This window comes from Hyphomicrobium sp. NDB2Meth4 (assembly GCF_900117445.1).
Taxonomy (GTDB): Bacteria; Pseudomonadota; Alphaproteobacteria; order Rhizobiales; family Hyphomicrobiaceae; genus Hyphomicrobium_A.
Genome location: NZ_FPEJ01000013.1, coordinates 28,814 through 54,294 on the forward strand (window position 1 = coordinate 28,814; position 25,481 = coordinate 54,294).

Consider the following 25,481-nt stretch of genomic DNA (forward strand, 5'->3'; position numbering starts at 1 on the left):
GGCGACCGCCCGCGACGATAACATGTGATGCGTCGGTCTTTGCTCGTATGACCAAGTGCATGGGACTCATTGTTGTGCCGGTCCACCGACATTAATCGTGCCGGTCGCTCCATCATACCCACTTCGCGCGTGCTCTGTCCCGTCCACGCATATGTCAAGAGGCTGGAGCCCGTACGCTCATGCAGCAGGCATCAGGCCAGCACTGATGTCGCGACGGCTGAGCACGTTCCCTTCTGCACCGACCGTACGGCACCGCCACCCGTAAGGTACGCGGTGTCCGCCCACAAGCGTGGCAGCACGCACCTACTGGACGACGAAGCACGACAACAGCACCGCGCGCCGCGTCTGCGACCGCGTCGGCGAGCTCACGCCGTTCGTCCAGTACCGCCGCTGAGCCGCCTGTCGACAGCTGCGGCCGCCGTTGCGTATAACCGCACGCTGACGTAGTGTCGCCTCGTCGAGCGGCTACTTTGAGAACGTCGGATTGCGAGCGCCCGCAATGTCTCCCTCAAGGATTTCCACACTCCTTGTTGTCGGCTTCGTGGTGGCGCCTGCAGCAGCTCGTGCGGATGAATGGAGCGGCTGTGCCGCGGCCGATCTGGCCATCGTGATCCCTTCTTGTTCCCGCATCATCGACGCGGGCGGCGAACCGGCCACCAGAATGGCGGTCGCGTATTACAATCGGGCAACCGCGTACTTCAAGCAGGGCCAGGCCGGTTTGGCGTTGCCCGACTTCGATAAATCGATTGGCCTCAACGACAAGGATGCCGACGCGCTCTTCAATCGCGGCCTCCTTCTGGTCAAGCAGGGCGCATTCGATCGGGCGTACGCCGACTTCGATGCCGTTCTCAAGCTGACACCCGATTATGCGGGAGCCCATTTTTACCGCGGCCTCGCGGACCACGGTCGCGGCGACTTTGCCGGCGCGATCGCGGACTACGACGCCCACCTGAAAAGCAATGCCCAGGACGCTGAGGGCTATTTCAATCGCGGTGTCGCGCGCGCTGACCTCAAGGACGATGCCGGCGCTCTCACGGACTACGACAAGGCGCTTTCGCTGAACCGCGCTTATGCCGACGCCTATGTCAATCGCGGCAACATCTATCGGCGCAACAAGGCGTTCGACCAGGCGATTGCAGATTATGCGTCGGCCATAGAACTCGATCCACGTATACCTGAGGCCTACGCAAATCGCGCTGGCGCCTACGCCGACCGCGGCGACAATGAAAAGGCGGCGGCTGACCTCGAAGCCCTGCTAAAGCTGAACCCACCCAAGCAGCTTGCCGACTTTGCTCGCGAAGCACTCTCGCGTCTGACGCCTGGGGCGCCCTCAGCGAACAAGGGCGCTGCGTCCGTGGCCACACCAGCGAGCCAACCCGCAAAAGCGCAAGAACGAAACTATTGCCTCAGCGATGACCCGGCGACCGCCATCGCCGCCTGTACACAGACGATCAATGCAGCAAATGAATCGGCAGAGCAGATCGCAAAGGCCCACCACAATCGCGGGATGGCCTATTTGGACCTCGGAAGGACACCGACGGCTATCGACGATTTCACCAAGGCCATAACCCTCAGTCCGGACTTCGCCCTGCCCTACTACGCCCGCGGCAACGCATACTACCAGCTCGATCAGAACGAGAAGGCCTTGCGCGACTACGACAAGTACGTCGCCCTGGCCCCGAAAGATGCGAAGGGTTACGCGGGGCGCGCTCTGACGTTGCATGAACTCGGGCGAGCGAAGCAGGCAATCGACGATTTCGAAGGCGCGATATTCCTGGCCCCCGACTATGCACTCGCCTACTTCGGCCGCGGGCAGATCCGCACCGAGGAAAGGAAATATAATCTCGCCGTCGACGATTTCGATAAGGCGCTCGCTCTAGACCCGAAGGATGCGGTGGCGATGCGCTATCGTGGCTACGCCCAGGAGATGCGCGGCGACAGGGGGAAAGCCGCCATCGACTACAAGCAGACGCTGGCACTCAATCCTTCAAAGCTGACGGAACAGCGTGCCTATGAAGGTCTCGCGCGCATAAAGGGTGCGCGACCCCAGGCCGACAAGAAGGCGATGAAGGATTGCGACAGTGGCAACGTCGACTTCATCTTCCATGGCTGTTCCAATATTGCCGAAGACGAGGCTGCACCCCCAGACAACCGCGCGCGAGCGCTCATCATCCGAGGCCTGCTGTACGCACGGCTGGATGAGTTTGCGCGCGCCATCGCCGATTTCACAGAAGCGATCAAGGCGGGAGGCGTCAACCTCGCGGCAGCTTATTCAGATCGTGGGTCCACCTACGCAGAGATCAAGCAGTTCGACGCGGCGATCAAGGATTTTGACGAGGCTATCCGCCTTTCGCCGGAAGATGCGGGCAATCACGTCAACCGCGCTCTCGCGCTCGAGAACGTGGGCCGCACCCAGGAAGCGCTCAGCGACTTCCAGCGCGCGCTCGAGCTATCGCCACCATCCAGTCTGGCGGCCACGGCATCGCAAGGCGTAAAGCGGCTCGCCGCGACCACCCCATCCAAAAGCGGTCCAAGCTTTTTCAATGAAGCGGAGCTTTGCTCGGGATCGGATCCGGACCTCGTGATCTCCAATTGCGCGCTTGTCATAGGCAACACAGCCTATCCCGCGAAAGACCGGGCCGGGGCGTACCTCAATCGAGGAACGGCTTGGAATAATAAGGGCGATCTCGCCAAGGCCATCGAGGACTACTCTCACGCGATCGAGTTGGATCCGGGATTTGCCTTAGCCTATACGAACCGCGGTGCCATGTACGTCAATCAGAAGGACGATGAGAGAGCACTCGCCGATTTTCAGAAGGCAATAGCGCTCGACGAGAAAAGCGCCGCATTTGCATATGCCGGCCGCGGAGGGATTTTTGAGCGGCGCGGCGACCGTGACGCGGCCAACGCAGACTATGAAAAGGCACTGTCGCTGAAGCCGGGTCCCGTGGCCGCGTCCCTCGCCACCGAGGGCCGCCAGAGGCTCATCGATACGGCCAAGCGCGTCGGCGACGAGGAGGCCGAGGATTGCGCGAGCGCCGACCCTCAACGATTTGCGCGCGGCTGCTCGAAGATTATCTCCAACAAGGCTCTTTCATCCCAAATGCGCGTCGCCGCCCTGATGACGCGGGCGTCTCATTACCTGGATGCCAACGACTTGCAGCATGCCCGCGAGGATTATGCGGCTGCACTCGCTCTCAATCCTGGGTACGGCCTGGCCTACGGATTGCGCGGTTACGTCAGCTTGCTCCGCAGAGATTACCCCGCCGCCATCACGGATCTCACAAGGTCGGTGGAGCTCGGGACGTATGCCGATGGTCACAAGCACCTGGGGATGGCCTTGGAAGGGGCGGGTGATTTCAAGCTCGCCTTGCAGGAACTCGACAGCGCGCTTTTGACAACGCCCAACGATGCGGAGGCGCTGTTCCATCGCGGCGCCGTGCGCCAGCGCCTCGGTCAAGTCGACGACGCGCGGCACGACTATGAGTCGTCATTGGCGTCAGGACCGTCGGAGACCACCCGACGAGACGTCGAGGAGGCACTTAAGAGGCTCGATGCATCGCCCTTGCCCCGGAGCAGCGCCGCACCGTCCCGCCGTTAGCTGCAACTTAACCTCGGAGCAGCACCCAAGCACTCGGAGCTTGATGCGGCGACGCCGGCGATCCGCACCGCGCGGCACAGCCACGTTTGCTACGTAAAGAACTCGACTTGCGTCGACCGCGCGCGCTGCAAAGCAGGCAGTGTTCTACGAGCTGCCGTCGGCCATCACCGCCAAGCCCACGCGGGTCGAGGCGCGTCCTATCCATTGCGCGTTCGACTTGCTGGATATCGACGGACGCGGGCTTATTTTCGTCTGCTGCGAAATGGGACAGTCGCGCCCGAGCGCTCGTTAAATGCGCACCGGGCGCGGGGGCTGCACCAAAGATCAAGATAAACTACGGCGGCCACTGACAAATTTTTAAGAATTGAACTCACAAATCAGCAAGGAGTGCAGGATCCAGGTACGCTTCTGAATGTCGGATGGTGAAACGAAAAACGCGCAAGGCGGCGTGCGCGCGGAGCAGAACAGCAACAGACGCGCAATCGTAGATGCGATCTTCCTCGCCCTGGCCTGCGTAACGGCGTGGATTGTCATCGAACGCACAGATGTGTGCACCCGCTTTTTCGCCTATGTCGCCGCCCATCCGGACCAAGAGCTCGACTCGGTCATCCTCGCGGGAATTTTCTCGGCCGTGGGGCTCCTGGTGTTCGCAGTGCGGCGGTGGAGGGAATCGCGGCGCGCCGAGCGCTTCTCCAATCGCCTTGCCTATAACGACTCCCTGACGGAGCTTCCCAATCGCAGGGCGTTCATGGAGGCGCTGGAGCGCGGCGCTCGGCGCAAAGAGCCATTCGCCTGCCTGCTGTTCGATCTCGACAACTTCAAGCAAGTCAACGATTTACGGGGCCATCTCGTGGGCGATCAGCTTCTGCAAGTAGTCGCTGAGCGGCTGCGTGGCTTCATGGCCCCTGATATCTTGCTTGCGCGCATTGGCGGGGATGAGTTCGCCGTGCTCCTCACCTCCCACATGCCGGACCGCGCCATGGAACTCGCGCATCTCATCGCCCTGCGCGTTCGTGAGCCGATGCTGATCGAAGGTCGCGTGGTGCAGGTTGATCTGTCGGCGGGAATAGCGCGCTATCCTTACGATGCCGAACGTGCCGATGCCATCCTGCGCAAGGCTGATATCGCGCTCTATCGCGCCAAGGATTCCGGGCGAGGGCTTGCTCGGGCCTTCACTGCGGATATGGAGGAAAAAGAGCGTCGTCGGGCTGCCGTGGCGGATGCGTTGCGCGAGGCCATCCCGCGTGGGGAAATCGTCCCGCACTACCAGCCGCTGGTCGAGCTTGCGACGGGGAAAGTGGTCGGATTTGAGGTGCTCGCACGATGGGAGAGCCCGGTCCTTGGCACGGTGACGCCGAGCGAATTCATCCCAATTGCCATTGAAACAGGCCTCATTGGCCCCCTTTCCCAAAAGGTCCTCGAACGCGCCTGCACTGAGGCAGTGGCATGGCCGCAGCATCTGCCGATATCGTTCAACATCGCTCCGACGCAGCTGTGCGATCCTCTCCTGCCACTGCAACTCCTTGCCATCCTGTCTCAGACTGGGCTCGCGCCCAAACGCCTTGAGATCGAGCTGACCGAGGAGGCACTGCTCGCCAGCGACCAAAAGACTGCCTTTGATGTCGATGTGCTTAAGGATCAGGGCATCACGCTGGCACTCGATGACTTCGGCACCGGCTATTCTTCACTGCATCACTTGCGCACGCTTCCTTTCGACAAGATCAAGATCGATCGCAGCTACGTCGCCAAAATCGAGACTTGCGAAGCATCGCGACGCATGGTGCAGGCGATCGTCAATTTCGCGCATGTCCTTGGGATTCCTCTGTTGGCCGAGGGCGTAGAAACGGCGGAACAGGGACGTATCCTGACCACGCTCGGTTGCGATTTGGCGCAGGGCTGGCTGTATGGTCGGGCGGTGCCGAACAGCGCTCTGGAAGAACATTTCCATGTGAGGCGCTCGCAGCTGAGCTTTACGGGCCTAAAGCAGGATCAAGCGGCAAGCGCCTGATAGCAGCGGCCCTCGTTAAGACGCGTGCACGACACACTGAACTTCGCAGATCCGGTTAGAAATACGCGCCGGCTTGCGCACCAAAGCACGTCGCGCAGCTCGCCCCTCGAGGGTGAGTTTGCGTGCCTCTAGACGCTGCTAGCGAAAACACCACCAAGTGTAGCGGTGCCGCAAAGGGGCAAGTGCCCGTTCCTACTCTACCGCGGCCGAAAGGGGATAGTCGTTAGGCGTCCGGAGAAGGTCGCGACTGAGACGCGCGAACGCCTGCAAAACATCGGGATCTGCGCAGTTCTCGCCAGCAATGCCGCCCGATGCCCACGATGGGCACACCCTTTCGAGCCACCATTGGCGCATCTCGCCGTAGGTGGCGCCGATCCAGTCGACGCCGAACGTCGTGCCACATCCCCCGCACGTTTCAAACGGCGGTACATCGAGCGGGGGCTCGGTCGCGTGGTCACACTCCTCGCGCATCGGCCATCGAAGCTCCGACAAGTCGAACCCACAGATCGGACAAAGCTTTGTTTGCGTCGCAGTCCAGCCATGCCCGCTCACCGCATCGACATCCCCTGACAACAGAGTACTGGTTGAGAGTGATGTGCAAGACACGGGCGGCGTCGGCGTGACCCTGGACGCGCCTGCTGCTGATCACGTCTGCCAGCTGTTCGCTGGTGATGGCGCCGACGAGCGTCGCTTCGCCGAGGGCCGGGAGAATATGCCGGTCAAAGCTGCGCCTCTTCTCCTGCCAGTACTTGGTCTGCTCGGCGCAGACGACAAAATACATGGCGACGGATTCCGCCAGGCTGTAGGGGACGCCGATCTCACTGTTCGAGATAAGCGCAGGGCCTTCCTTGATGGTCGTTGGTTTGGGTGTGTGCTTTGGGTTCATTTAAAATCTCCTTCTACAAATGAACTGGGTCAACCAATGCGTCCGTGAAGTGGTGAGGATTGATTTTTTTCGACGGCAGGAGAGGCCGCTTTGATTTTGCGCTCCACAGCCGGTTTGACCACTCGGCGGACACGTCACGATCAAAGCGAGGATCGGCTTCGGTGCGAAGGGTAAGACCCTTACCCGCCGCAGCTCAGAGCGAAGCGACGAGCGCCGGTATGTGCCGTGGCAGGGTTGACGATCGCGAAGTCGCCTCGACCATCGCGAACGTCGATCGTATCCGCCCGGCGTCGGTGCTGATGCCCAGCTTCGGATCTCATTTGCGGGCCGCACGGATAGGCAGCGCTACGGAGCTTAAAGAAGCGGCTCGTGTCCCGGCAACGCACACCGCTGCGCGCAATGGGAGCGCACGGTTTGATAAAATGCTCTGGGGCCGCCTTTCTTGCTCGGCGTTTGGTCCCAGAAACAGGTCAGCAGGAATGGACCGCTGACCGCAATGAGCAGAAAATATTCGATCGAAGAATTGGAGAGATACCGCGTGCTGGCGGCCTATCTGATCCTCAAGTTCGGTGACGAATACGGTTTCGTACTAGAGCGCGTGGAGAGCGATCTCGGAAGGGCTGGGCAGGATGATCCGCAGGCAAAAGCGCTGAAGGTCATGGAAGAGTTGAGGCGAAAGCGAGCCGGCGCAAAGCCGGCCTTGAGGAACCTTGCCAGTCGATGGGACCGCCGAGATTGAGGAAGTGGAGGGCCGGCGCATGCGCGGCCCTCTCTTGGTTTTTAAATCCTCCCCGGTGGAACGAAGGCAGTCTTCTGCAGCCAGAACAATTTTGTCTCCAGACTGGGCTCGCCATAGCGGGGCGTCGGTAGCTTGTGACCCATCAGGCGGTGGGACACGTTATCCAGGCAAGCAACGTCAGTGAGCCGGTCCTTGAACGTATGGCGCAGCGAATAGAGCGTCCTATTCTCTGGCAGGCTCAGGTTGTTCGCCAGCGACTTGTTGATCACCGCGGAAGCTTGCGCATTCTTATGGAAGTAACGCGGAAAGCCGACGGGGTGGGCCCGCATGACCATCAGCGCGACACCGACAAGAGGGATGTCGCGGATGGAAGGAGCCGTCTTGAGGACGCAGCCTTCCGGCCGGATGCGAATATGCGGGATCTCATGGTCCAGCACGATGGTGTGCCGTTTCAGATTGCAGGCTTCGGAGAGACGGAGACCGCATTCGGCGATGAGATAGACGATGGCGCGGGCCTCGTCGTTCAGGCTGTCGAGCGCTCCCTCGGCGAGCAGCGTGTCTTGCACCCATTCCTTGGGGAATGCCAGGCGGACACCGTCTTCGCCGCCGGCGATCCTGAGGCCGCTGAAGTCTTCCTTGCATGTCAGCCGGTGGACTTTGGTCACGGATCTGAACATGGATGCGATCCGGCCAATGTACGAGTTGGCGGTTGAAATCTTGATCTGGGTCTGCCATTGCGAGGTCGCAGAGGTGGTCGCGCAGATCGAGCACGTGGTTGCGGTCGATGTTGGCGAGCTCGATGTCTCGACCGATGACCTCGATGAACTTTTCGACGTAGGCGTCGCGAGCGACGCGCCACTTTTTCCTCTGGTTGTCGGATTTGGCCTTCAGCGAGGCGGCGTTGATCCGTTCAAACTCGTCGACCAGCTGCGAGAGCATGACGGCGGGCTTGGCCACGGTGCCCATCATGGCGGAGGCGACTTGAGGCGTTGGTTCTGCCGCGATGACGTCCAGCCGGTCGTAGAAGCGCTCAGCCGGCAGCTGCCGCACCTCGTCGTGCGCGAGGTAGGCGACTGCGTAACGCTTGGCGATATCGACGTTTCGCGCAAACGCTATGGCAGGCGCCGGGTTGCGGCCTGCGAGGCGGTCTTCCCATTGCGTGATGAGCAAGGTCTCGAGCTGCGCCGCTCTGGCGCCGGCGCAGATGCCGCGCGGATCATCGGCGATCCTGATGCCGGTCGTCTTGTTGATCCACTTGCGCGGATCGACGGGCCGGGCGCGGTCAGGGACGCGACGGATGTAGTACCAGTAGCCGCGGCGCTTGTGCAGGTGCCGCAACCTCATCCTCGTGGCCCGTCCCGACGCGATGTTGGGTCATCTGTTGGGTCAAACTGGTGAGGAGGATGGTGGCGTGAAAGGAAAAGCCCGTAATTCGGGCGCTTTTGGCGGGGGAATTGGCTCCGCGGGTAGGGCTCGAACCTACGACCGTCCGATTAACAGTCGGATGCTCTACCACTGAGCTACCGCGGAATACCTAGCCTCTTGGGCGTCGCGCCTCTTAGCAGAATGCTCAGGGCCCGGCTAGCGCCTTGTGGCAAGGCAGCCGCCCCTCGAGGGCGACCCTCAACTCTCATAATCGCGCTCGATAATCAAGGGGCCTGCGACTGCTTATGTGCCGTTGGGCCAAGCGGCCGGCCAATTACCGCGCACACCACACATTGCCGCGGTTCGGCCAGCGCTGGGCCAGGCCCTCAGCCATTAGTATTTTCCCCACATCCCGGCCGTCCGGCAGTTGGAGATCGACCAAAGCACGCCCGTTCGGATCGTCCCGCCCATTGGGGCGGATTTTATAGGGACCGGCTAGCAGCTCCTGCAGGCGGGAACGTGCGGCAAGCGCAAGCTGCCTTTCGTTATCACATGCCGGCTCTTCGAGCTCGGGGGCATCGACTGAGATGAGCCGCCATTTCTTTCCGTTGTCGCGCCCGGTGTCGCCGTCGATGATGCAACTGCGCAATGCCCGACCATTGCAAAGTTCCACCGGGCCATGACGGTCCTCTCCGACCGGGCTCGTCCACCACTGCCAAAGGCCCGCCAGCACGACCGCCGCCACCGCAAGGCCCAGGCTGATTGCGAGTTGACGGGGGCTCCCGCGGCGGCCGAACCGATGCCGGTAGCGCCAATAGCGGTCACGGCGGGCGCGCTTGGCGCGCACGTGGCGCCGGTCGCGCTCCGCCTCGGAAATCCGGCTGCCCGATCGGCTTTGCACCATGGTTTTGGAGCTAGGCGCAGCAACCCTAATAAAGAGTTCCCACATGCCATCGGGCGCGCTGCCCGCCGAGGACAGACGCAACTACTCCAGAAAATTAGTGGGAGTGTATTGGAGGCCACGCCCGGAATCGAACCGGGGTGCACGGATTTGCAGTCCGTTGCGTCACCACTCCGCCACGTGGCCTTCGGCTCCATCTTACCGGAGCCGTGAAGAGTGCGCCGTGTATCACAAGGATTGGTGCCTGGAAAGTGCGCGCGTGAGGGAGCGCAAGCCGGGCGCCCGAGGCAGCCGGGAAACCTCGCCCCGAGACCGCACGTCCCGTCGCGCTTTGCCGCCCGCTCATGTTAGGTTAGTCGATACGCACATCTGATGCCGAAGGGAAAACTGATGGTTGATGCCGCCACACAGCGCATGAACATGGTCGAAAGCCAGGTGCTGACCAGCGATGTCACCGACCAACGCGTCGTGCGCGCCATGAGAGAGCTCCCGCGTGAGCGATTTGTTCCCGGGGCGATGGCGGAACTGGCCTACATGGACGAGGCGATTGCGCTCACTCCTCCCGGCCCCGATCGGCGCTGGCTGCTGCCAGCACGTACTGAAGGCAAGCTGCTTCAGCTTGCCGATGTCGGGGCAGAGGACCACGTGCTCAACATCGGCTGCGGCACGGGCTATGCGGCAGCAATTCTGGCTCGCCTCGCGCGCTCTGTAATCGCACTAGAGAATAATGAGGAGTTGGTGGCTGGAGCGCGCCGTAATCTTGCGGAGTTGGCCGTTACCAACGCCAGCGTTGTTTCGGGACGTCTAAGCGCCGGCTGGCCGAGCAAGGCCCCCTATGACGTGATCCTTCTGCAGGGCTCCATCAGCATAACGCCGGACGATATCCTCGATCAGTTGAAGGACGGCGGCCGGATGGTCGCCATCGTCAACGACAATGGTATCGGCAAGGCGACCATCTGGCGTCGCCTCGGACGCTCCATGGATGCGCGCGTCGCATTCGATGCTGCTGCACCCGAGCTTCCCGGCTTCGCCAAGGCTCCGGCATTCGTCCTGTGAACGAATTATCGGACTCGCGCAAAGCCAAGTGCCTAAAGAGAGCCGATCTACCCGCAATCCCGTAGGGTTGGACAGGAATGATGCGGCTCCGTGCCGCGACGGGGTGTGGGATTGGAGCAACGCCACCACAGCCCTTTTCCACCAACTGTCCACCGGCACTACACAAATCAGCGCCGGCACCCCAGACTCAGCGACGCACTGACGACTCAAAATGCTGGGCCGCGATAAGGCCTCGGGCGGTGTGGTCGAGGGGAAGTAATGCGCACGGCCATTAAAAATCAGCGTCAACATAAGCAGGGACGCCACTTGGGTATGAGCTCGGAACGTCGGGGGCACGAGAGGCCAAGCGCGCTGCGTAAGTGCGTGCGGCTCGCGTTGTGTCTTGCGATGGCGCACGCCGTTGCGCTTCCCGCAGCGGCGGAAACGCTGCAAGAGGCACTCTCCGCTGCTTATGGCTACAACCCGCGTCTTGACGCGCAGCGCGCATTCCAGCGTGCGACCGACGAAGACGTGTCGCAGGCCATGTCGGGGTATCGTCCCACGATTACCGGCAATGCAGACATTGGCATCGAGCGCTCCGATCAGCGCCCATCGAATTACCTGGATGGCGTGACCAAGCCTCGCGGCTTCGGCGTGGAAGCCGTGCAGCCGATATTCAACGGCTTCCGCACCTACAACGCGGTGAACGAAGCGGAAGCCAACGTCCGTGCGGAGCGCGAGGTGCTGCGCGACGTGGAGCGCACCGTTCTGCTGCAGGCGGTCACAGCCTACATGGACGTCGTGCGCGACCAGGAGCTGGTTCGCCTCAACGAGAATAACGTCAACGTGCTCTCTCGCGAGCTCAAGGCCGCGCAGGATCGATTCGCCGTTGGCGAGGTGACGCGCACGGACGTTGCTCAGGCCGAAGCTCGCCGCGCCGACGCTGTTTCACGCCTGGACGCGGCGCGCGCCAACCTGCGCACCAGCCGCGGCAGCTATCAGCAGGTCATCGGCCATCCGCCGAGCAATCTGATTTGGCCCGGTCCGCCGGAGCGCTTGCTGCCGCATCAGCTTCAGGAGGCCATCGGCGTCAGCAACAACGAGGATCCGCTCGTCGTCGCTCAGCTGTTCCGCGAGCAGGCTGCCAAGTACACGGTGGAGCGCATCCGCGGCGAGTTGCTGCCGACGGTACAACTCGAAGCGGCCTACAACGATCGCTTCGGATCATCGAAGCTCACCGACGAAGTGGAAAGTTCCACACTCGTCGGTCGCGCCGTGATCCCGATCTACGAGGCCGGCGACGTCTACTCTCGCGTTCGACAGGCCAAGCAGAATCACATCGGCCTGCTGCAGCAGATCGAGCAAGTCCGCACCGAGCAGACGCAGAATCTGGTGGCAGCATGGTCGCAGCTCGAGGCGGCCCGCGCGCAGCTCGAATCCGACCGCGTGGCGGTTGAATCGAACAAGGTGGCTCTGCAGGGTGTTCGAGAGGAAGAGAAAGTCGGCCAGCGTACGCTGCTCGACGTGTTGAACGCCGAGCTCGAGTACCTGAACTCGCAGGTGAACCTGGAAACGACGCGCCGCAATCTCGTGGTTGCCGCTTACAGCGTGCTGAGCGCCATGGGACGCCTCGATGCCGCTTGGATCGGCGCTGCGGCCTACGTTTACGATCCGAAGGTCCACTACCAGGAGGTCCGCCGTAAATGGATCGGCCTCAGCATCACTTATGGTGATGGCCGCACGGAGACCTTCGAGGCGCAGCCGCAGGCCGTCGAGCAGGGCTGGGACCCGGTTAAGTAGGACCGCGCCGCCCACCATTACCCACCGCAAATGCACCCCCGCACGTGAAAATGCGGGGCGCTCCCGCTTGCGCCATAGAGCTGCCAAGGATCGTGGCTAGCAACGGTACTGGCGTGACGGCATGCCGGCTGGGACGGGTGGTCTGAGGCACCAAGGGGTGGTGGCTGGTCCTCACAGCAGCGCTGGGTTGCGTAGCCTTATTGATGGGCGGGCATCGCCGTTGTACGACCGGGGAACCGCGCGAGTGCCGCAGGTGGGCGGCTCGACTGCGCGTCGTGTAGAGGATTGCGCCTCATGAGTAAGCCGCAGATGGCCTCCGAGCCCTCCATGGAGGAGATACTCGCTTCCATCCGCAAGATGATCGCCGACGACAAGCCCGGTCCGAGTCCAATGCCGGACACGATGGGCCGCACGCCGTTCGTCGACACGCGCCAGGCATCCGCGCCTGACACGGGCAATCTCAATGGCGCCGATCCGCAGACGCCGGCACGCACGAGCAATAGCCTGACCGACGCTCTGAAGGTCGCGACCGCTCTTTCCGGCGAGCGCCGGTCGTTGCAGCAAGACCTTTCTACGGTCTCCGACAAGACGCCTCGCAACAACCTGGAAGCGCTCACCGAACTGACCTCCTCGCGCAGCGAAACAGCGCGCAACGGCTCGATCACCGAGCCCCGCAGCGGCCGTCCTACCGCTGAAGTGTCGCTGCCGTTCGGACTCCGCGATGAGGAATCCACGGGCGCGCCTCAGTCATCTGAACCTAAACCCGATCTTCTCTCATTCGACTTCGGCACATTGGTGCCTCAGCGCAATGAGGGCAAACACCAGCCCAAGCCGCAGTCTGCTGATCCAAAGCCCATCTCGTTGCAGGCGACGCCCAGTTCCTCACCGACGGCGACAAGTCCATCGCCGGCAGCTGCGCTGCGGGGATCCGAGATTGATACGGGGCCGGCGACTGAACCGCGCGTTCTTCCGCTGCGCACCGGCATCACCGGGTTCAATGGTTCCGGTCCCAACGTTGCTCCGTTTCCGCGCACGACAAAAGAGGCCGCCAAACCCGGCGCATCCGCCGCTCCGGCATCGGCAGAGAATGTCGAAGCACCGCAGCAGCAGGCCAGGCCCGAGACACCTTCTAAGCCCGAGGCACCTGCTAGGATCGAGACGCCACCCAAGCCGGATTTGACTGTCGAATTGTCGACCGCGGCCAAACCCGGCGCGATGGAGCCCGAGGCACAGCCCAAGCCGAAGCCAATGTCGGCTGCACCGGCTGCGACATACGACAGCAAGCCCGTTACCACCAGCAAGCCGCTCGTCTCCGAGCCGCTCCCTGCCGGCGGTGAGGCGCTGTTGGATGCCGTCGTTGATCTCGTGCAACAGCAACCGGGAGCGCTGTCCGTTTTCGCCTCCGGAAGCTCTTTCATCACGGGCGTCAGCGAAAAGAAGGAGCAGGGCGGACAGACGCTTCCCGTTCTCGCACAGAAGCACGAGGTCGCCTCGGATGAGGCCCCCGCGCAGCCCGCCAAACTCGATCGTGCCGCTGCAGAACTGCTGCGGCCGATGCTGCGTCAATGGCTTGCCGAGAACATGGAGCGCATCCTCGAAGATGCCCTCCGCAGCGAACTCACCGCGCAGATCGAATCGGGCAAGGGGACAGGTAAATCTTGATGGCAGGGCCTGCTGTCACCTGGTTCCATGCATGCCTTGATGCATGTCAGTTCTATGAAATAGCCCGCACCGGCGGCTCTCGGCGTCCCCGGCGCTGCGTCCACCGTTGACAGCGCGGGAACGGAGAGCGTAGGACCGCAGCTCCGTTTCTCCCCCCAAACTGCTGCCCAAATCCCATCCATGCTCGATAAAATCTACCAGCCCGCCGAGATCGAGCCGCGCATTCGCGCGGAATGGGAGCGCGCCGAAGCGTTCAAAGCAGGCCGCGCCGAGCGCGCCGGGGCTCAGCCCTACAGCATCGTGATCCCGCCGCCGAACGTGACGGGCTCCCTCCATATGGGCCACGCCCTCAATAACACGCTGCAGGACATCCTCTGCCGCTTCGAGCGCTTGCGCGGCAAGGACGTGCTCTGGCAGCCCGGCACCGATCACGCCGGCATCGCCACGCAGATGGTCGTCGAGCGCCAGATGATGGAGCGCCAGGAGCCCGACCGTCGCACCATCGGCCGCGAGAAGTTCCTCGAGAAGGTGTGGGCCTGGAAAGAAGAGAGCGGCTCCACCATCCTCAATCAGCTGAAGCGTCTCGGCGCCTCATGCGATTGGAGCCGCGAGCGCTTCACCATGGACGAGGGCCTGTCGAAGGCCGTGGTGAAGGTGTTCGTCGCGCTGCACGAAGCGGGCCTCATCTATAAGGACAAGCGCCTCGTCAACTGGGACCCGAAGTTCCAGACCGCCATCTCCGATCTCGAAGTGGTGCCGGTCGAGGCGCGCGGCACATTTACGTGGGCTGATGGCGATCCGGAAAAGCCGTTCGACGCCGAAGCGCTCGCCAAGGCGCTGGCGAAGAACCCGTCCGGCCACATGTATCACTTCCGCTATCCGCTCGCGAAGAAGATCAAGGGCTACGACAAGGACTACATCGTCGTTGCCACGACGCGACCCGAGACGATGTTGGGCGACACCGGCGTTGCCGTGCACCCCGAGGATGAGCGCTACGCCGCGCTGATCAAAGCCGGTGCGAAGGTGAGGCTTCCGCTGGTCGGACGCGAGATTCCCATCGTCGCCGACGAGCATTCCGATCCCGAGAAGGGCACCGGCGCGGTGAAGATCACGCCTGCGCACGACTTCAACGACTTCGAGGTCGGCAAGCGCCACGCGCTGGAGCAGATCAACGTGCTCGACGATCAGGCGCGCATCAACGATGTGCCGCCGCCCGAGTATCGCGGTCTCGATCGCTTCGAGGCGCGCAAGCGCGTTGTCTCCGATCTCGCCGCCCTCGGGCTCTTGGAAAAGATCGAGCCGACCACGCACACCGTCCCGCACGGCGATCGCTCCGGCGTCGTCATCGAGCCGTGGCTGACGGATCAGTGGTACGTCAACGCTGCCGAGCTGGCGAAGCCCGCGATCGAAATGGTCGAACGCGGCAAGATGGTTTTCGTCCCCAAGAACTGGGAGAAGACCTACTTCGAGTGGATGCGCAACATCCAGCCGTGGTGCATCTCGCGCCAGCTATGGTGGGGTCATCAGATCCCGGCTTGGTACGCGCCCGACGGCAAGGTGTTCGTCGCCGAGGACGCAACCAAGGCGCAGGCCGCCGCGACACAGCACTTCGGCAAGCCCGTCGACCTGAAGCGCGACGAGGACGTGCTCGACACGTGGTTCTCATCCGCGCTTTGGCCGTTCTCGACGCTCGGCTGGCCCGACAAGACACCCGAGCTCGAGCGCTTCTACCCGACCAGCGTTCTTGTCACCGGCTTCGACATCATCTTCTTCTGGGTCGCCCGGATGATGATGATGGGCATGCACTTCATGGAAGAGGTGCCCTTCCGCGACGTCTACATCCACGCCCTCGTCCGCGACGAGAAGGGGCAGAAGATGTCGAAGTCGAAGGGCAACGTCATGGACCCGCTGGGCATCATCGATGCCTATGGCGCCGACGCGCTCCGCTTCACGCTTGCCGCGATGGCAGCGCAGGGCCGCGACATCAAGCTGTCGACGCAGCGCGTGGAAGGCTATCGCAACTTCGCGACCAAGCTCTGGAACGCGGCGCGCTTCGCTGAGATGAACGAGTGCGTTCGCCAGCGCGGCTTCGATCCGGCCTCGGTGAAGGAACCGGTCAACCGCTGGATCACCGGCGAGACGGAGCGCGCGGCCCGCACCCTCACCGAAAGCCTCGAAGCCTATAAGTTCAATGAAGCCGCTGCCACCGTGTACGAGTTCGTGTGGGGCGTCTTCTGCGACTGGTACCTCGAGCTGATCAAGCCGATCCTCGCGGGCGATGACGAGGCGGCAAAGTCGGAAACGCGCGCCACCGTTGCCTGGACGCTCGACCAGATCCTGAAGCTTCTGCATCCCTTCATGCCCTACATCACCGAAGAGCTGTGGGCGCATGCCGTCGAGCATGGCGAGAAGCGCGACAACATCCTCGCGCTCAGCCAGTGGCCGAAACTCAATGGGCTTGTCGACGCCGAGGTAGAGGCGGAAATCGGTTGGGTCGTCCAGCTGATCTCAGAAATCCGCTCGGTGCGCACCGAGATGAACGTGCCCGCGGGCGCGAAGATTCCGCTCGTCATCACTGGCGCCAGCGACGAGACGATCGAACGCGCCAAACGCAACGATGAGACCATCCGTCGTCTCGCTCGCCTCGAAGACATTGCCTTCGAGGATTCAGCGCCCAAGGGCGCCGCGCTGATCGTTGTCGGCGAGGCGACTGTGGCGCTGCCGCTCGAAGGCATCATCGACATGAATGCCGAGCGCAAGCGGCTGCAAAAGGAAATCGAGAAGGCCGAGTCGGATCGCTCCAAGGCCGAGGCATGGCTTGCCAATACGGCGAACGTCGCCAAGTCGCCCGAGCACGTCGTCGAGCTGAACCGCGAGCGCGTCGTCGAGAACGCAGAACGCATCGCGCGTCTCTCCGCAGCCCTGAAGCGCATCGAAGCCTAATGCCTCGCCCCCCTTCCGCATGCAGTGAGGGGGGCCGGGGTGAGGGCAGCCGCACGCTGAAGCGCCAGCGAGACGCATGCCTGCCTGCCGATTCCAGAGCCCGTATTTCCAGCTCACCAGAGCCACCGGTTGCCCCCATTTCGGCGGCCGCGCCCCGGAGCTCGGGCGCGATCTGGGAATAAATTAGAACTCCTCCGGCATCTGTGGCGAACGAGCCACGATTTGGGCGAACACTGCCTCTGTCGGGCCACAATACGGCGCCAGCGTCACGTTAGAGAGAGTGCAAGGAAAGCGCTGCGGGTGACGGGGTGGTCGCCAGCGACGCGAGCTTCTCAGAGACGTCGGTACAGGCAGTCCTGGTTCGGTTTTGTAGGCGCTCCGCTTTCGAGCGTCGTCTCCGGGTTTCACGGATAAAAAGCAGAAGAATGGCCGCCACAACCTTCGACAATCTGAAGCTGCCTTCACGTCACCAGACTGAGGGTCCCTCGATCGCCAGCCAGTCCAAAACGGATTTCGGTGATTGTGCGGGGCAGACAAATTGCGGGCGGCGCCCTATTGCCGGGGCAAAGCGGAAGCGATCTGCGATGCGGTTATTTGATCGATTGGTTTGCGTAGCGCTGGCTTGCTTGCTGGTGTGCTTTGGCACCCTTGGAGCATCAGCGGCAAAGTATCGTTCGGCGCAGGATGCGCTCGAGCAGGGCATCGGAGCCTTCAACGGCGGTTATTACGAAATCGCGATCCCGGCGCTGGATTACGCAGCCGACGCGCATCTCTTCCTAGCGCCGTACTATCTCGCCCGCATCTATTCCGACAACAACGGCGCCCATACCGATCACGCAAAGGCTTACGAGCTATATCTCCAAATCGCTGAGGAGCACACCGACGTCGATCCCGACGATGACCAGCGCGCCCCCTACGTCGCCAAGTCGATGACGCGCATTGCCGGTTATCTGCTGAACGGGTTGCCGGAAGTGAACCTCAAGCCCAATCCGAATATCGCCATGGAGTATCTGCGCGAGGCCGCGCAGTTCTTCCGCGATGAGGATGCACAATTCGAGCTGGCCAAGCTCTATTTGCGGGGCGACGGCGTCGCCAGCGACGTTCCCTATGCCAAGCATTGGCTGTCGGTGCTGAGCCAGAAAGGCCATCCCGGTGCCCAGGCGTTCCTCGCCGATCTGCTGTGGCGCGGCAAATACATGAAGGCAGACCCGGTCCGCGCACTGGCGCTGATCTCGGTCGCCGTCGGAAGTTCCTTCAGCTACGAGCGCGTCTGGATCGAGGACATCTACCAGAACATTTACTGTGGAGCGGCGCAGGGCGTTCGCAAGCAGGCCACCGGCATCGTCGCCGACTGGCGCACGCGCTACGGCCGCAAACCCGAGCCGCGCGACGACATCGGTCTTGGCCCGCTGACCGTGCAGGCAACCCGCACGTGCGGCAACGGGGAGCCGGTCCTTTACGATATGGGCGCCGCGACAGCTGAAGCCGCATCGCCGCCTCCCGCACCCCCCGCATCCCCTGCTATTCCTGCGCAGGCGACGGCGCTTCCTGATGCGGCCACCTTGATCAAGGGCGCAGCGTCGGAAGTCGGACTTCGCGGAGACGTTGGCCAGAGCGCCAGCAACGTTCCGCCTCCCCCGCACTAGGCCAGCGCCAACTCGTGTTGCCACAGTTTCCTGGAAAAGACGCCGAGCGGCGGCAATTTTTCAATTCACAAGTGGCAATGGCGGGCTAGAGTAGGGGCCCGCCAAGGCGGAGCCTGCGCTGCACTGAGACAATTTTGGGCAGCAAAGGCTGGTGACCATTGCTTGAGCAACATCAGATTCGCTCATATCATCGCTGTTAAGACCCATAAGAAACGGGCGATGGGGGTCACGTCCAAGGCGGAGTGAGGCGCACAGCGGGTGCGTTCGCTTAGACCTTGGAGGTGTGCATGACCGGCCTCGTTGCTCTGCTCTGCCGCTCTCGGCAGGATCTGTCGGCAAGATTTGCCATCCTAGCTCTCTGCCTTGTCGCCACCGCCGCCTTCCTGGCGCCTCGGGCGACTAACGCCGAGACTGTTCAGCCGCCAGAGCGCGTGCGCGGCTTCTTCTGCAACGCCAAGACCGACTCGATCAATTTCCTGATGTATCAGGCCCAGGGCGAGAACGAGGAGATGGCTGCGAACGCCGTGAATAAGGCGATCGCCAAGTTCTCCTGCGCTTATTACCTCCCGGCCGACGCGATCTACACCGGCGAGCACACGGTCATGCAGGACGGGCTTGTCTTCAAGCTCCACAGCTACATGTTCTTGCCGGAGAAAGTGGAGCGCTGGAGCGGCTCGGTGCTGGGCTCCCTGCAGCCATCGCCGAGTGCCAAGCACGACGTCTGAGATCTGAGCCGCCGCTGCAATGCCGAGCAAACGAAAGGCCGAGGCGCTAGCGCGCATCGGCCCTTTTTGATTTAGCCGAACTTCTCAGTGGCGCGAGAGATTGAGCTGTGCGGACGTACCATCGCCTGACAGGCTCACATTCTGGCTCGTCCCGTTCACCGTCACGCGGATGCTGCCGCGCACGTTGTACTCGCTGTTGAAGAAGCTGCCCTTATAGTGCGTGCCGCTCACCTTGTAGACCTTCGCTGTCTGCGAGGCCTTTCCGGCCGAGGTCGCGCACGTTGCGGTGACGGTATAAGCATTGCCGCCGCCGGTGTAATGCGCCCGGCAACGCGCCTTCTCCTTCTTCCCGTTGGAGAATGAAACCCAGCCGCCACCGTTCCACGAGCCGGCCAAGCCTGCGGCCGGATCAGCCTCGCTCGAGCCGACGAAAGCCGCGAAAGGAATCGCGGCTGCAGCCAGAACGGCGGACCGGCGCGCCCAACGGTTGATCATCTCATTCGTCATAATCGGATCCCTGCGCAATCAACTGTGTCCAAAGCGGACAAACTAGCTCCCACCCGCGGCGGGAACCGCTGCATTCCGGGGCGCACTTTGGCCCAGAAACGTAAGAAGTCGCTGAACGCCGCGAGCCCCAATTGCGCCCTCGAGACACCGCTCCGAGCATCCTCGTTAACCCGGACGCGGCCCGCTGTTCCTCGCGGAACAGTGCGCGACCCGCAGGTCAGTTAACAAATTGGGCGGGTCGCCAATGTCGGATGCGATCCGCGTCGATTGGCTAATGATCTCGCTCCAGGGGAGGCGAAAATGCAGCGCGCTTATTTCGTTTTGGTTGGAGGTTTCCTCTCCGGCATCTTCCTGGCCGCAGCTCTCTTCGTGACCTCGGCCTCCGCAGGGATGCACCAGGATCTGTCCCGTTGCACAGCAGCCCGGGACGCCGCCGCAGCGGCGGCGTGCACGCGCATCATGAACAGCGGCCGGCTTCCCGACGCGCAAATGTATATCGGCTATTTCAACCGCGGCACCGCTTGGCGGCGTGCCGGCGAGGCACACAAGGCGGTCGCTGACTTCTCCCAGGTGCTGAAGCTGAAGCCGGGCTTTGCTCGCGCCATTGCAGCCCGCGCGTCCGCCAAAGCGGACCTGGGTGATGATACTGCCGCAATCGCAGACCTGGATGAGGCCGTGAAGCGCGGCGATGGCGACTGGAGGTTTCTCTACCACCGCGCTGTGATCTACCGCAGCATCGGTGACCGCGATGCAGCTCTTCGAGATTTGAACGCCGCACTGGCAGCCAAGCCTGATGCGGCTATGGCGACTTTGCTGCGCGCTCTGATCCGTGCAGAGGAGGGCGATCTGGCGCACGCGCGCTCTGAGATCAACGCCGTGCTGGCCAAGGGGCGGGACGATGCACTCGCCCACTACGCCCGAGCCGACGTCGCCTTCCGCGAAGGACGCACAGACGCAGCCGAGGCCGACGTCGACCGTGCATTGGCGTTGCAGAAGGATTTTGCCGCCGCGCGCACCCTCAAAGGCCGCATCTATGAAAAGCGCGCAGACGTGACGTCAGCGCGCGCAAGCTACGAGAAGGCACTCGCCGATAGTCGCGACAGCTTCAATGCGCGCATGATGCGCCGCCTCGCCGAGGAGCGTCTTGTCTCTCTAGGTGGAGCGCTGGCATCGAACACCAAGAGCAATCTCGCGCAGGCCAAGCTCGATTCAAAGCCGGTCGACTGCAAGGTCTTCCTCCCTGCAACCGGTAGCGTCGTCACCGCCAAATGTAGCGAGTAGCTTAGAGATCGAGCTCCACCCACGCCGGTACGTGGTCCGAAGGCTTTTCCCACGCGCGCGTGAACCGGTCGACACCCGCAGAAACGAGCCGGTCGCTCGCCTGAGGTGACAAGAGCAGGTGGTCGATGCGTATGCCGTCGTCCTTTTGGAACGCGCCAGCCTGATAGTCCCAAAACGTGTAGACGCCGGGCTCGGGATGGCAGAGGCGGATAGCGTCGGTCAGCCCGTCGTTGAGCATTGTGCGATAAGCAGCGCGCGTCTCCGGCTGGAACAGCGCGTCCCCCGTCCACGCCGCCGGCCGCTTGGCATCAATCGGCTCGGGAATGATGTTGTAATCGCCGGCCATCACGAACGGCACTTCTTCGGCAAGCAGCGTCTTGAAGTGCGCGCGCAAGCGCTGGAGCCAGCCGAGCTTGTAGGGAAATTTTTCCGTCCCGATCGGATTGCCATTGGGCGCGTAGATCGACGCCACCTTCACGATCCCCGAAGGAACCGAGATCACCGCCTCGATGAAGCGCGATTGATCATCCGCATCATTGCCCGGAAGCCCGGTCTTGGCCTCTTCCAGTGGCAGCTTGGAGAGAATGGCGACGCCGTTGAACCCCTTCTGGCCGTGCACCGCGCAATGGTAGCCGAGTTCCTCGAACGCCTCTGAAGGGAAGCCCTCTGTGACGCTCTTGATCTCCTGCAGGCAGATAACGTCTGGCTGCTCCTGCTTCAGGTAAGCAAGGGCCGATTCAAGCCGCGCCTTGACGCCATTGATGTTCCAGGTGGTCACCTTCATGGCGGCAAGGCGTAGTCGAGAATCGAAGCCGTGACCAGCGCGACCGCCGGCCGCTCAGAGAGAGAAGCTCGTGCCGCAACCGCATGAGGCGGTCGCCTGGGGATTGTTGATCTTGAACGAAGAGCCGATGAGATCGTCGACGAAGTCGATCTCCGACCCCGCGAGATACCCGAGCGATACCTGGTCGATCACCACCTTGGCGCCGGAACGCTCGAGCACCAGATCATCCTTTTCCGCCTCGGGCACCAGATCGAATTTGTACTGAAAGCCCGAGCAACCGCCGCCTTCGACGCTCACACGCAACGCTTCAGCCGCTGCCTCACCAGCAACGATCTCTGCGATTCGCTTGGCGGCGCGTTCTGTGACGGTGACGGAAGTGCTCATAGGTGTGACCTCGGATAAGGTGCATGAAACCGCCGGGGTTGCAGTCGGGCGGATTCTGTCTCTATGCAAGATAGGCGCTGCGGGCGGCCAAATCAAAGCCTGCACACCTGCGGTAAACGGGCAGCCAACGTGACAAAAACAGCCGTCAAAGGCGGATCCAACGATTACGGCGAGGCTTTGGCCCCAGGGGAACGTGCGCCAGCCAGCTATGCCGCCAGCGCAGTCCCCAGCCGCGGTCGTCTGACACCCGAGCCCGAATGCACCACCCGCAGCCCCTTTCAGCGCGACCGTGACCGCATTCTGCATTCAACCGCATTCCGCCGCCTGACGCATAAGACGCAGGTGTTCCTCTACCACGAGGGAGATCACTATCGAACGCGACTGACACACTCGCTGGAGGTGGCACAGATCGCCCGCACCGTCGCCCGTCAGCTTCGGCTCGATGAAGACCTCGCCGAGGCGATCGCCCTCGCGCACGACCTTGGCCATTCCCCATTCGGCCACGCCGGAGAGCGCGCGCTCGACAAGGTCATGCACGACTTCGGCGGGTTCGACCACAACGCACAGAGCTTGCGCGTCGTAACTGTGCTGGAGCGCAAGTACGCACAGTTCGATGGCCTGAATTTCACCTGGGAAACGCTCGAAGGACTCGCCAAGCACAACGGCCCCGTCGCCCCGAACGGTGCTGTCGCCAAGGCGGCCGGTCGCATCGAGCGCTGGAAACCGCTCGACCTTGCATCGTGGCCGTCGGCAGAAGCGCAGGTCGCCGCCCTCGCCGACGATATCGCCTACGTCACCCACGACATCGACGATGGGCTGCGCGCCCATCTCATCACTGTCGCTGACCTGGAGCAGCAGCCGTTATCGGGGCCCCTCATGGGCAGCGTCCGCGCGCTTCATGCCGAGGACGAAGCGCGCAGCATCTACGAGCTGACACGCCGCCTGATCACGATCATGGTCGCCGACCTCGTCACTGAGACGCGGCGCCGCCTCGCGGATCTGACCCCGGCCAGCCCCGATGACATTCGCAGCGCCGGCGGTCCCATCGTCGGCTTCTCCGGGCAGCTCGCTGACAGCGTGGTCCAGCTCAAATCCTTCCTGTTCGCGCGCGTCTACCGGCACGAGCACGTCATGCACATCATGCGTAACGCCGAGCGCATCGTCGCCGACCTGTTCCAACACTACCTGGCCCATCCTGCCGCGATGGCGCCCGCCTGGCACGAGGCTTCGCAAGGCCTCGACGCGCGCCGCCGCGCCCGCCTTGTCGCTGACTTCGTCGCCGGGATGACCGACCGCTATGCCATAGCCGAGCACCACCGGCTGTTTGACGACACCCCCGATTTGCGTTAGGCGGGCCGCAACTTTCTCGCCCAATCTCACAGCATTAGGATCGCCCTCGTGGACGTGTTCGCCGAGATCGAAAGCCGCATTTCGGCGGCCCTCGAAGCGCTCAAATCGGAAGGCGATCTGCCGGCCGATCTGCCGACCAGCGGTTTCGACGTCGAGACCCCGCGCGATCCGACGCACGGCGACCTCGCATCCAACGTCGCCATGGTTCTCGCCAAACCCGCGCGCATGAAGCCGCGCGACATTGCCGAGAAGTTGCAGGCCAGGCTTTCCGCCGATGCGGACGTGGCGTCCGTCAGTGTCGCTGGCCCGGGCTTTCTCAACATCACTTTGAAGCCGGCATTCTGGCACCGGCTGGTGCAGGCCATCTTGAAGGAGGGGGGCGGCTACGGTCGCTCGACGCTCGGCCAGGGCAAGACGGTCGACATCGAGTACGTCTCCGCCAATCCGACCGGGCCGATGCACGTCGGCCATTGTCGCGGCGCTGTGTTCGGCGATGTTCTCGCCAATCTGCTCGCATTCGCCGGCTTCGACGTCACGCGGGAATACTACGTCAACGATGCCGGCGGACAGGTTGACGTTCTCGCGCGCTCGGTCTTCCTGCGCTACCGCGAGGCGCTGGGCGAGGACATCGGCGCAATTCCCGAAGGGCTCTATCCTGGCGATTACCTGAAGCCCGTTGGCGAGGCGCTGGCCAAGGAGCACGGGGCCGCTCTTCTCGAAATGCCCGAGGAACGCTGGCTGCCGACGGTGCGCGCGTTCGCCATCGACGCCATCATGCCGATGATCCGCGACGATCTCGCCGCCCTCAACATCAAGCACGACGTCTTCTTCTCTGAAGCTTCGCTGACCCGGGGTGGCAGCGACAAGGTGAAGGCTGCCATCGATGCTCTGCGCGCCAAGGGCCTGATCTACGAGGGCCGGCTCGAGAAGCCCAAGGGCCACGACGACGAAGAGTGGGAGGACCGCGAGCAAACGCTGTTCAAATCCACCGAGTTCGGTGACGAAGCCGACCGGGCCCTGATGAAGTCGGACGGCAGCTACACCTACTTCGCCGGCGACGTCGCCTATCACTATGACAAACTGCAGCGCGGCTATCGCCACCTGGTCAATGTCTTCGGCGCCGACCACATCGGCTACATCCCGCGCATGCTGGCGGTGGTAGCTGCCTTCACCGGCGGCACTGTCGAGCGCGATGCCAAGGGCAAGTTGAAATCCTGGGCGACGAGCGGCGGCTCGGCCGATCTCGCGATCAAGGTCGTCAACCTCGTCAAGCTGTTCAAGAACGGCGAGCCCTACAAGATGTCGAAGCGCGCCGGCACGTTCGTGACGCTGCGCGATGTCGTCGACGAGGTCGGCCGTGACCCCGTCCGTTTCATGATGCTCTACCGCAAGGAGCTCGAGCCGCTCGACTTCGACTTCGCCAAAGTGACGGAGCAGTCGAAGGACAACCCGGTCTTCTATGTGCAGTATGCGCACGCGCGCGCCGCGTCGGTCTTCCGCAACGCCCAGGAGGTGTTCCCCGAGCTGTCGCCCGACAGTCCCGCGGTGCTCGGCGCCGACTTGTCACGACTAGACGATGCCGGCGAGATCGACCTCATCAAGAAGATCGCTTTCTTCCCTCGGCTCATCGAAGGCGCGGCGAAGGCGGAAGAGCCGCACAGGCTCGCATTCTACCTCTATGAGTTGTCTTCCGCGCTGCATGGCCAGTGGAGCCGAGGCAATGATTCGCCACATTTGCGATTTATTCAGGCGGATGACGGGGTTATGACCGCCGCACGGCTGGCGCTGATCGCTGCCGTTCAACAGGTGATATCCTCGGGTCTTTCAGTCCTCGGCGTCGAGGCACCGGAGTCAATGCGCTAGA

At 62.7% G+C, this 25,481-nt stretch carries 20 protein-coding genes and 2 tRNA genes; 13 read left to right on the top strand and 9 right to left on the bottom strand.

Translation table 11 applies throughout. The features are described from left to right. The first annotated feature begins 499 nt into the window (after positions 1-499). Together NDB2M4_RS15100 and NDB2M4_RS15105 are read left to right on the top strand one after the other, a co-directional pair. The gene (locus NDB2M4_RS15100; protein ID WP_083556423.1) at positions 500-3,601 is read left to right on the top strand and encodes a tetratricopeptide repeat protein; all 3,102 of its coding nucleotides are present in this window, start codon (positions 500-502) and stop codon (positions 3,599-3,601) included. 412 nt (positions 3,602-4,013) lie between these two features. Next, positions 4,014-5,609 (top strand): putative bifunctional diguanylate cyclase/phosphodiesterase, encoded by a 1,596-nt coding sequence (locus NDB2M4_RS15105; protein WP_072376572.1) that lies wholly within the window; start codon positions 4,014-4,016, stop codon positions 5,607-5,609. Positions 5,610-5,801: 192 nt separating this feature from the next. Here the strand turns inward: NDB2M4_RS15105 and NDB2M4_RS15110 are convergent, their stop codons facing one another. Together NDB2M4_RS15110 and NDB2M4_RS15115 are read right to left on the bottom strand one after the other, a co-directional pair. After that, positions 5,802-6,080 (bottom strand): hypothetical protein, encoded by a 279-nt coding sequence (locus NDB2M4_RS15110; protein WP_072376573.1) that lies wholly within the window; start codon positions 6,078-6,080, stop codon positions 5,802-5,804. After that, positions 6,064-6,495, bottom strand: coding sequence for a hypothetical protein (locus NDB2M4_RS15115; RefSeq protein ID WP_072376574.1), 432 nt, complete (start codon positions 6,493-6,495; stop codon positions 6,064-6,066). Before NDB2M4_RS15115 ends, NDB2M4_RS15110 begins: the two co-directional genes overlap by 17 nt. Before the next feature lie 496 nt (positions 6,496-6,991). On the opposite strand from NDB2M4_RS15115, the gene NDB2M4_RS15120 reads away from it, so the two are divergent. After that, positions 6,992-7,234, top strand: coding sequence for a hypothetical protein (locus NDB2M4_RS15120; protein ID WP_139247322.1), 243 nt, complete (start codon positions 6,992-6,994; stop codon positions 7,232-7,234). 41 nt (positions 7,235-7,275) lie between these two features. Here the strand turns inward: NDB2M4_RS15120 and NDB2M4_RS15125 are convergent, their stop codons facing one another. Continuing rightward, on the bottom strand, positions 7,276-7,911 hold the full coding sequence (locus NDB2M4_RS15125; protein WP_072376577.1) for a site-specific integrase: 636 nt from the start codon (positions 7,909-7,911) through the stop codon (positions 7,276-7,278). Between NDB2M4_RS15125 and NDB2M4_RS15130 the strand changes: the two genes are divergently transcribed. After that, a complete protein-coding gene (locus tag NDB2M4_RS15130) occupies positions 7,910-8,632 on the top strand; it encodes a hypothetical protein (RefSeq protein ID WP_139247323.1) in 723 nt (240 codons plus the stop codon). The two genes, NDB2M4_RS15125 and NDB2M4_RS15130, sit on opposite strands and share 2 nt — an antisense overlap. Positions 8,633-8,689: 57 nt before the next feature. Here the strand turns inward: NDB2M4_RS15130 and NDB2M4_RS15135 are convergent. From NDB2M4_RS15135 to NDB2M4_RS15145, 3 genes are all read right to left on the bottom strand, one after another. Beyond that, positions 8,690-8,764, bottom strand: a tRNA-Asn gene (locus NDB2M4_RS15135). Positions 8,765-8,933: 169 nt separating this feature from the next. Continuing rightward, complete coding sequence (locus NDB2M4_RS15140; RefSeq protein ID WP_139247324.1) at positions 8,934-9,548, bottom strand: thermonuclease family protein; 615 nt, start codon at positions 9,546-9,548, stop codon at positions 8,934-8,936. A gap of 64 nt (positions 9,549-9,612) precedes the next feature. Continuing rightward, positions 9,613-9,686 (bottom strand) — tRNA-Cys (locus tag NDB2M4_RS15145). A gap of 186 nt (positions 9,687-9,872) precedes the next feature. Here NDB2M4_RS15145 and NDB2M4_RS15150 point away from each other — a divergent pair. The 6 genes from NDB2M4_RS15150 (at position 9,873) to NDB2M4_RS15175 (ending at position 19,311) form a co-directional block, all read left to right on the top strand. Beyond that, positions 9,873-10,556: a protein-L-isoaspartate O-methyltransferase family protein gene (locus NDB2M4_RS15150; protein WP_083556425.1), complete on the top strand. Its 684-nt coding sequence runs from the start codon at positions 9,873-9,875 to the stop codon at positions 10,554-10,556. 312 nt (positions 10,557-10,868) lie between these two features. Further along, on the top strand, positions 10,869-12,335 hold the full coding sequence (locus NDB2M4_RS15155; RefSeq protein ID WP_072376585.1) for a TolC family outer membrane protein: 1,467 nt from the start codon (positions 10,869-10,871) through the stop codon (positions 12,333-12,335). A gap of 294 nt (positions 12,336-12,629) precedes the next feature. Continuing rightward, a complete protein-coding gene (locus tag NDB2M4_RS15160) occupies positions 12,630-13,997 on the top strand; it encodes a DUF2497 domain-containing protein (protein WP_083556427.1) in 1,368 nt (455 codons plus the stop codon). Positions 13,998-14,177: 180 nt separating this feature from the next. Further along, the gene (locus NDB2M4_RS15165; protein WP_072376589.1) at positions 14,178-16,940 is read left to right on the top strand and encodes a valine--tRNA ligase; all 2,763 of its coding nucleotides are present in this window, start codon (positions 14,178-14,180) and stop codon (positions 16,938-16,940) included. A gap of 584 nt (positions 16,941-17,524) precedes the next feature. Beyond that, positions 17,525-18,586, top strand: coding sequence for a tetratricopeptide repeat protein (locus NDB2M4_RS15170; RefSeq protein ID WP_171988118.1), 1,062 nt, complete (start codon positions 17,525-17,527; stop codon positions 18,584-18,586). 287 nt (positions 18,587-18,873) lie between these two features. Continuing rightward, on the top strand, positions 18,874-19,311 hold the full coding sequence (locus tag NDB2M4_RS15175; protein ID WP_072376593.1) for a hypothetical protein: 438 nt from the start codon (positions 18,874-18,876) through the stop codon (positions 19,309-19,311). An 84-nt stretch (positions 19,312-19,395) separates the two neighbouring features. Here NDB2M4_RS15175 and NDB2M4_RS15180 read toward each other — a convergent pair whose 3' ends face one another. Beyond that, positions 19,396-19,818, bottom strand: coding sequence for a hypothetical protein (locus NDB2M4_RS15180; RefSeq protein ID WP_072376595.1), 423 nt, complete (start codon positions 19,816-19,818; stop codon positions 19,396-19,398). 300 nt (positions 19,819-20,118) lie between these two features. Here NDB2M4_RS15180 and NDB2M4_RS15185 point away from each other — a divergent pair, with 300 nt between their 5' ends. Further along, on the top strand, positions 20,119-21,099 hold the full coding sequence (locus NDB2M4_RS15185) for a tetratricopeptide repeat protein (protein WP_072376597.1): 981 nt from the start codon (positions 20,119-20,121) through the stop codon (positions 21,097-21,099). A gap of 1 nt (position 21,100) precedes the next feature. Here NDB2M4_RS15185 and xth read toward each other — a convergent pair whose 3' ends face one another. Both xth and erpA read right to left on the bottom strand, forming a co-directional pair. Then, the gene (gene xth, locus NDB2M4_RS15190) at positions 21,101-21,883 is read right to left on the bottom strand and encodes an exodeoxyribonuclease III (protein WP_072376599.1); all 783 of its coding nucleotides are present in this window, start codon (positions 21,881-21,883) and stop codon (positions 21,101-21,103) included. A gap of 54 nt (positions 21,884-21,937) precedes the next feature. After that, positions 21,938-22,267, bottom strand: coding sequence for an iron-sulfur cluster insertion protein ErpA (gene erpA / locus NDB2M4_RS15195; protein ID WP_072376601.1), 330 nt, complete (start codon positions 22,265-22,267; stop codon positions 21,938-21,940). Positions 22,268-22,396: 129 nt separating this feature from the next. Here erpA and NDB2M4_RS15200 point away from each other — a divergent pair, with 129 nt between their 5' ends. Both NDB2M4_RS15200 and argS read left to right on the top strand, forming a co-directional pair. Next, positions 22,397-23,617 carry a deoxyguanosinetriphosphate triphosphohydrolase gene (locus NDB2M4_RS15200; RefSeq protein WP_072376603.1) on the top strand — a complete coding sequence of 407 codons (1,221 nt, stop codon included), beginning with the start codon at positions 22,397-22,399 and terminating at the stop codon, positions 23,615-23,617. A gap of 48 nt (positions 23,618-23,665) precedes the next feature. Further along, entirely contained in the window at positions 23,666-25,480 is a 1,815-nt protein-coding gene (gene argS, locus NDB2M4_RS15205) for an arginine--tRNA ligase (RefSeq protein WP_072376605.1), read from the top strand. Position 25,481 lies beyond the last annotated feature (1 nt).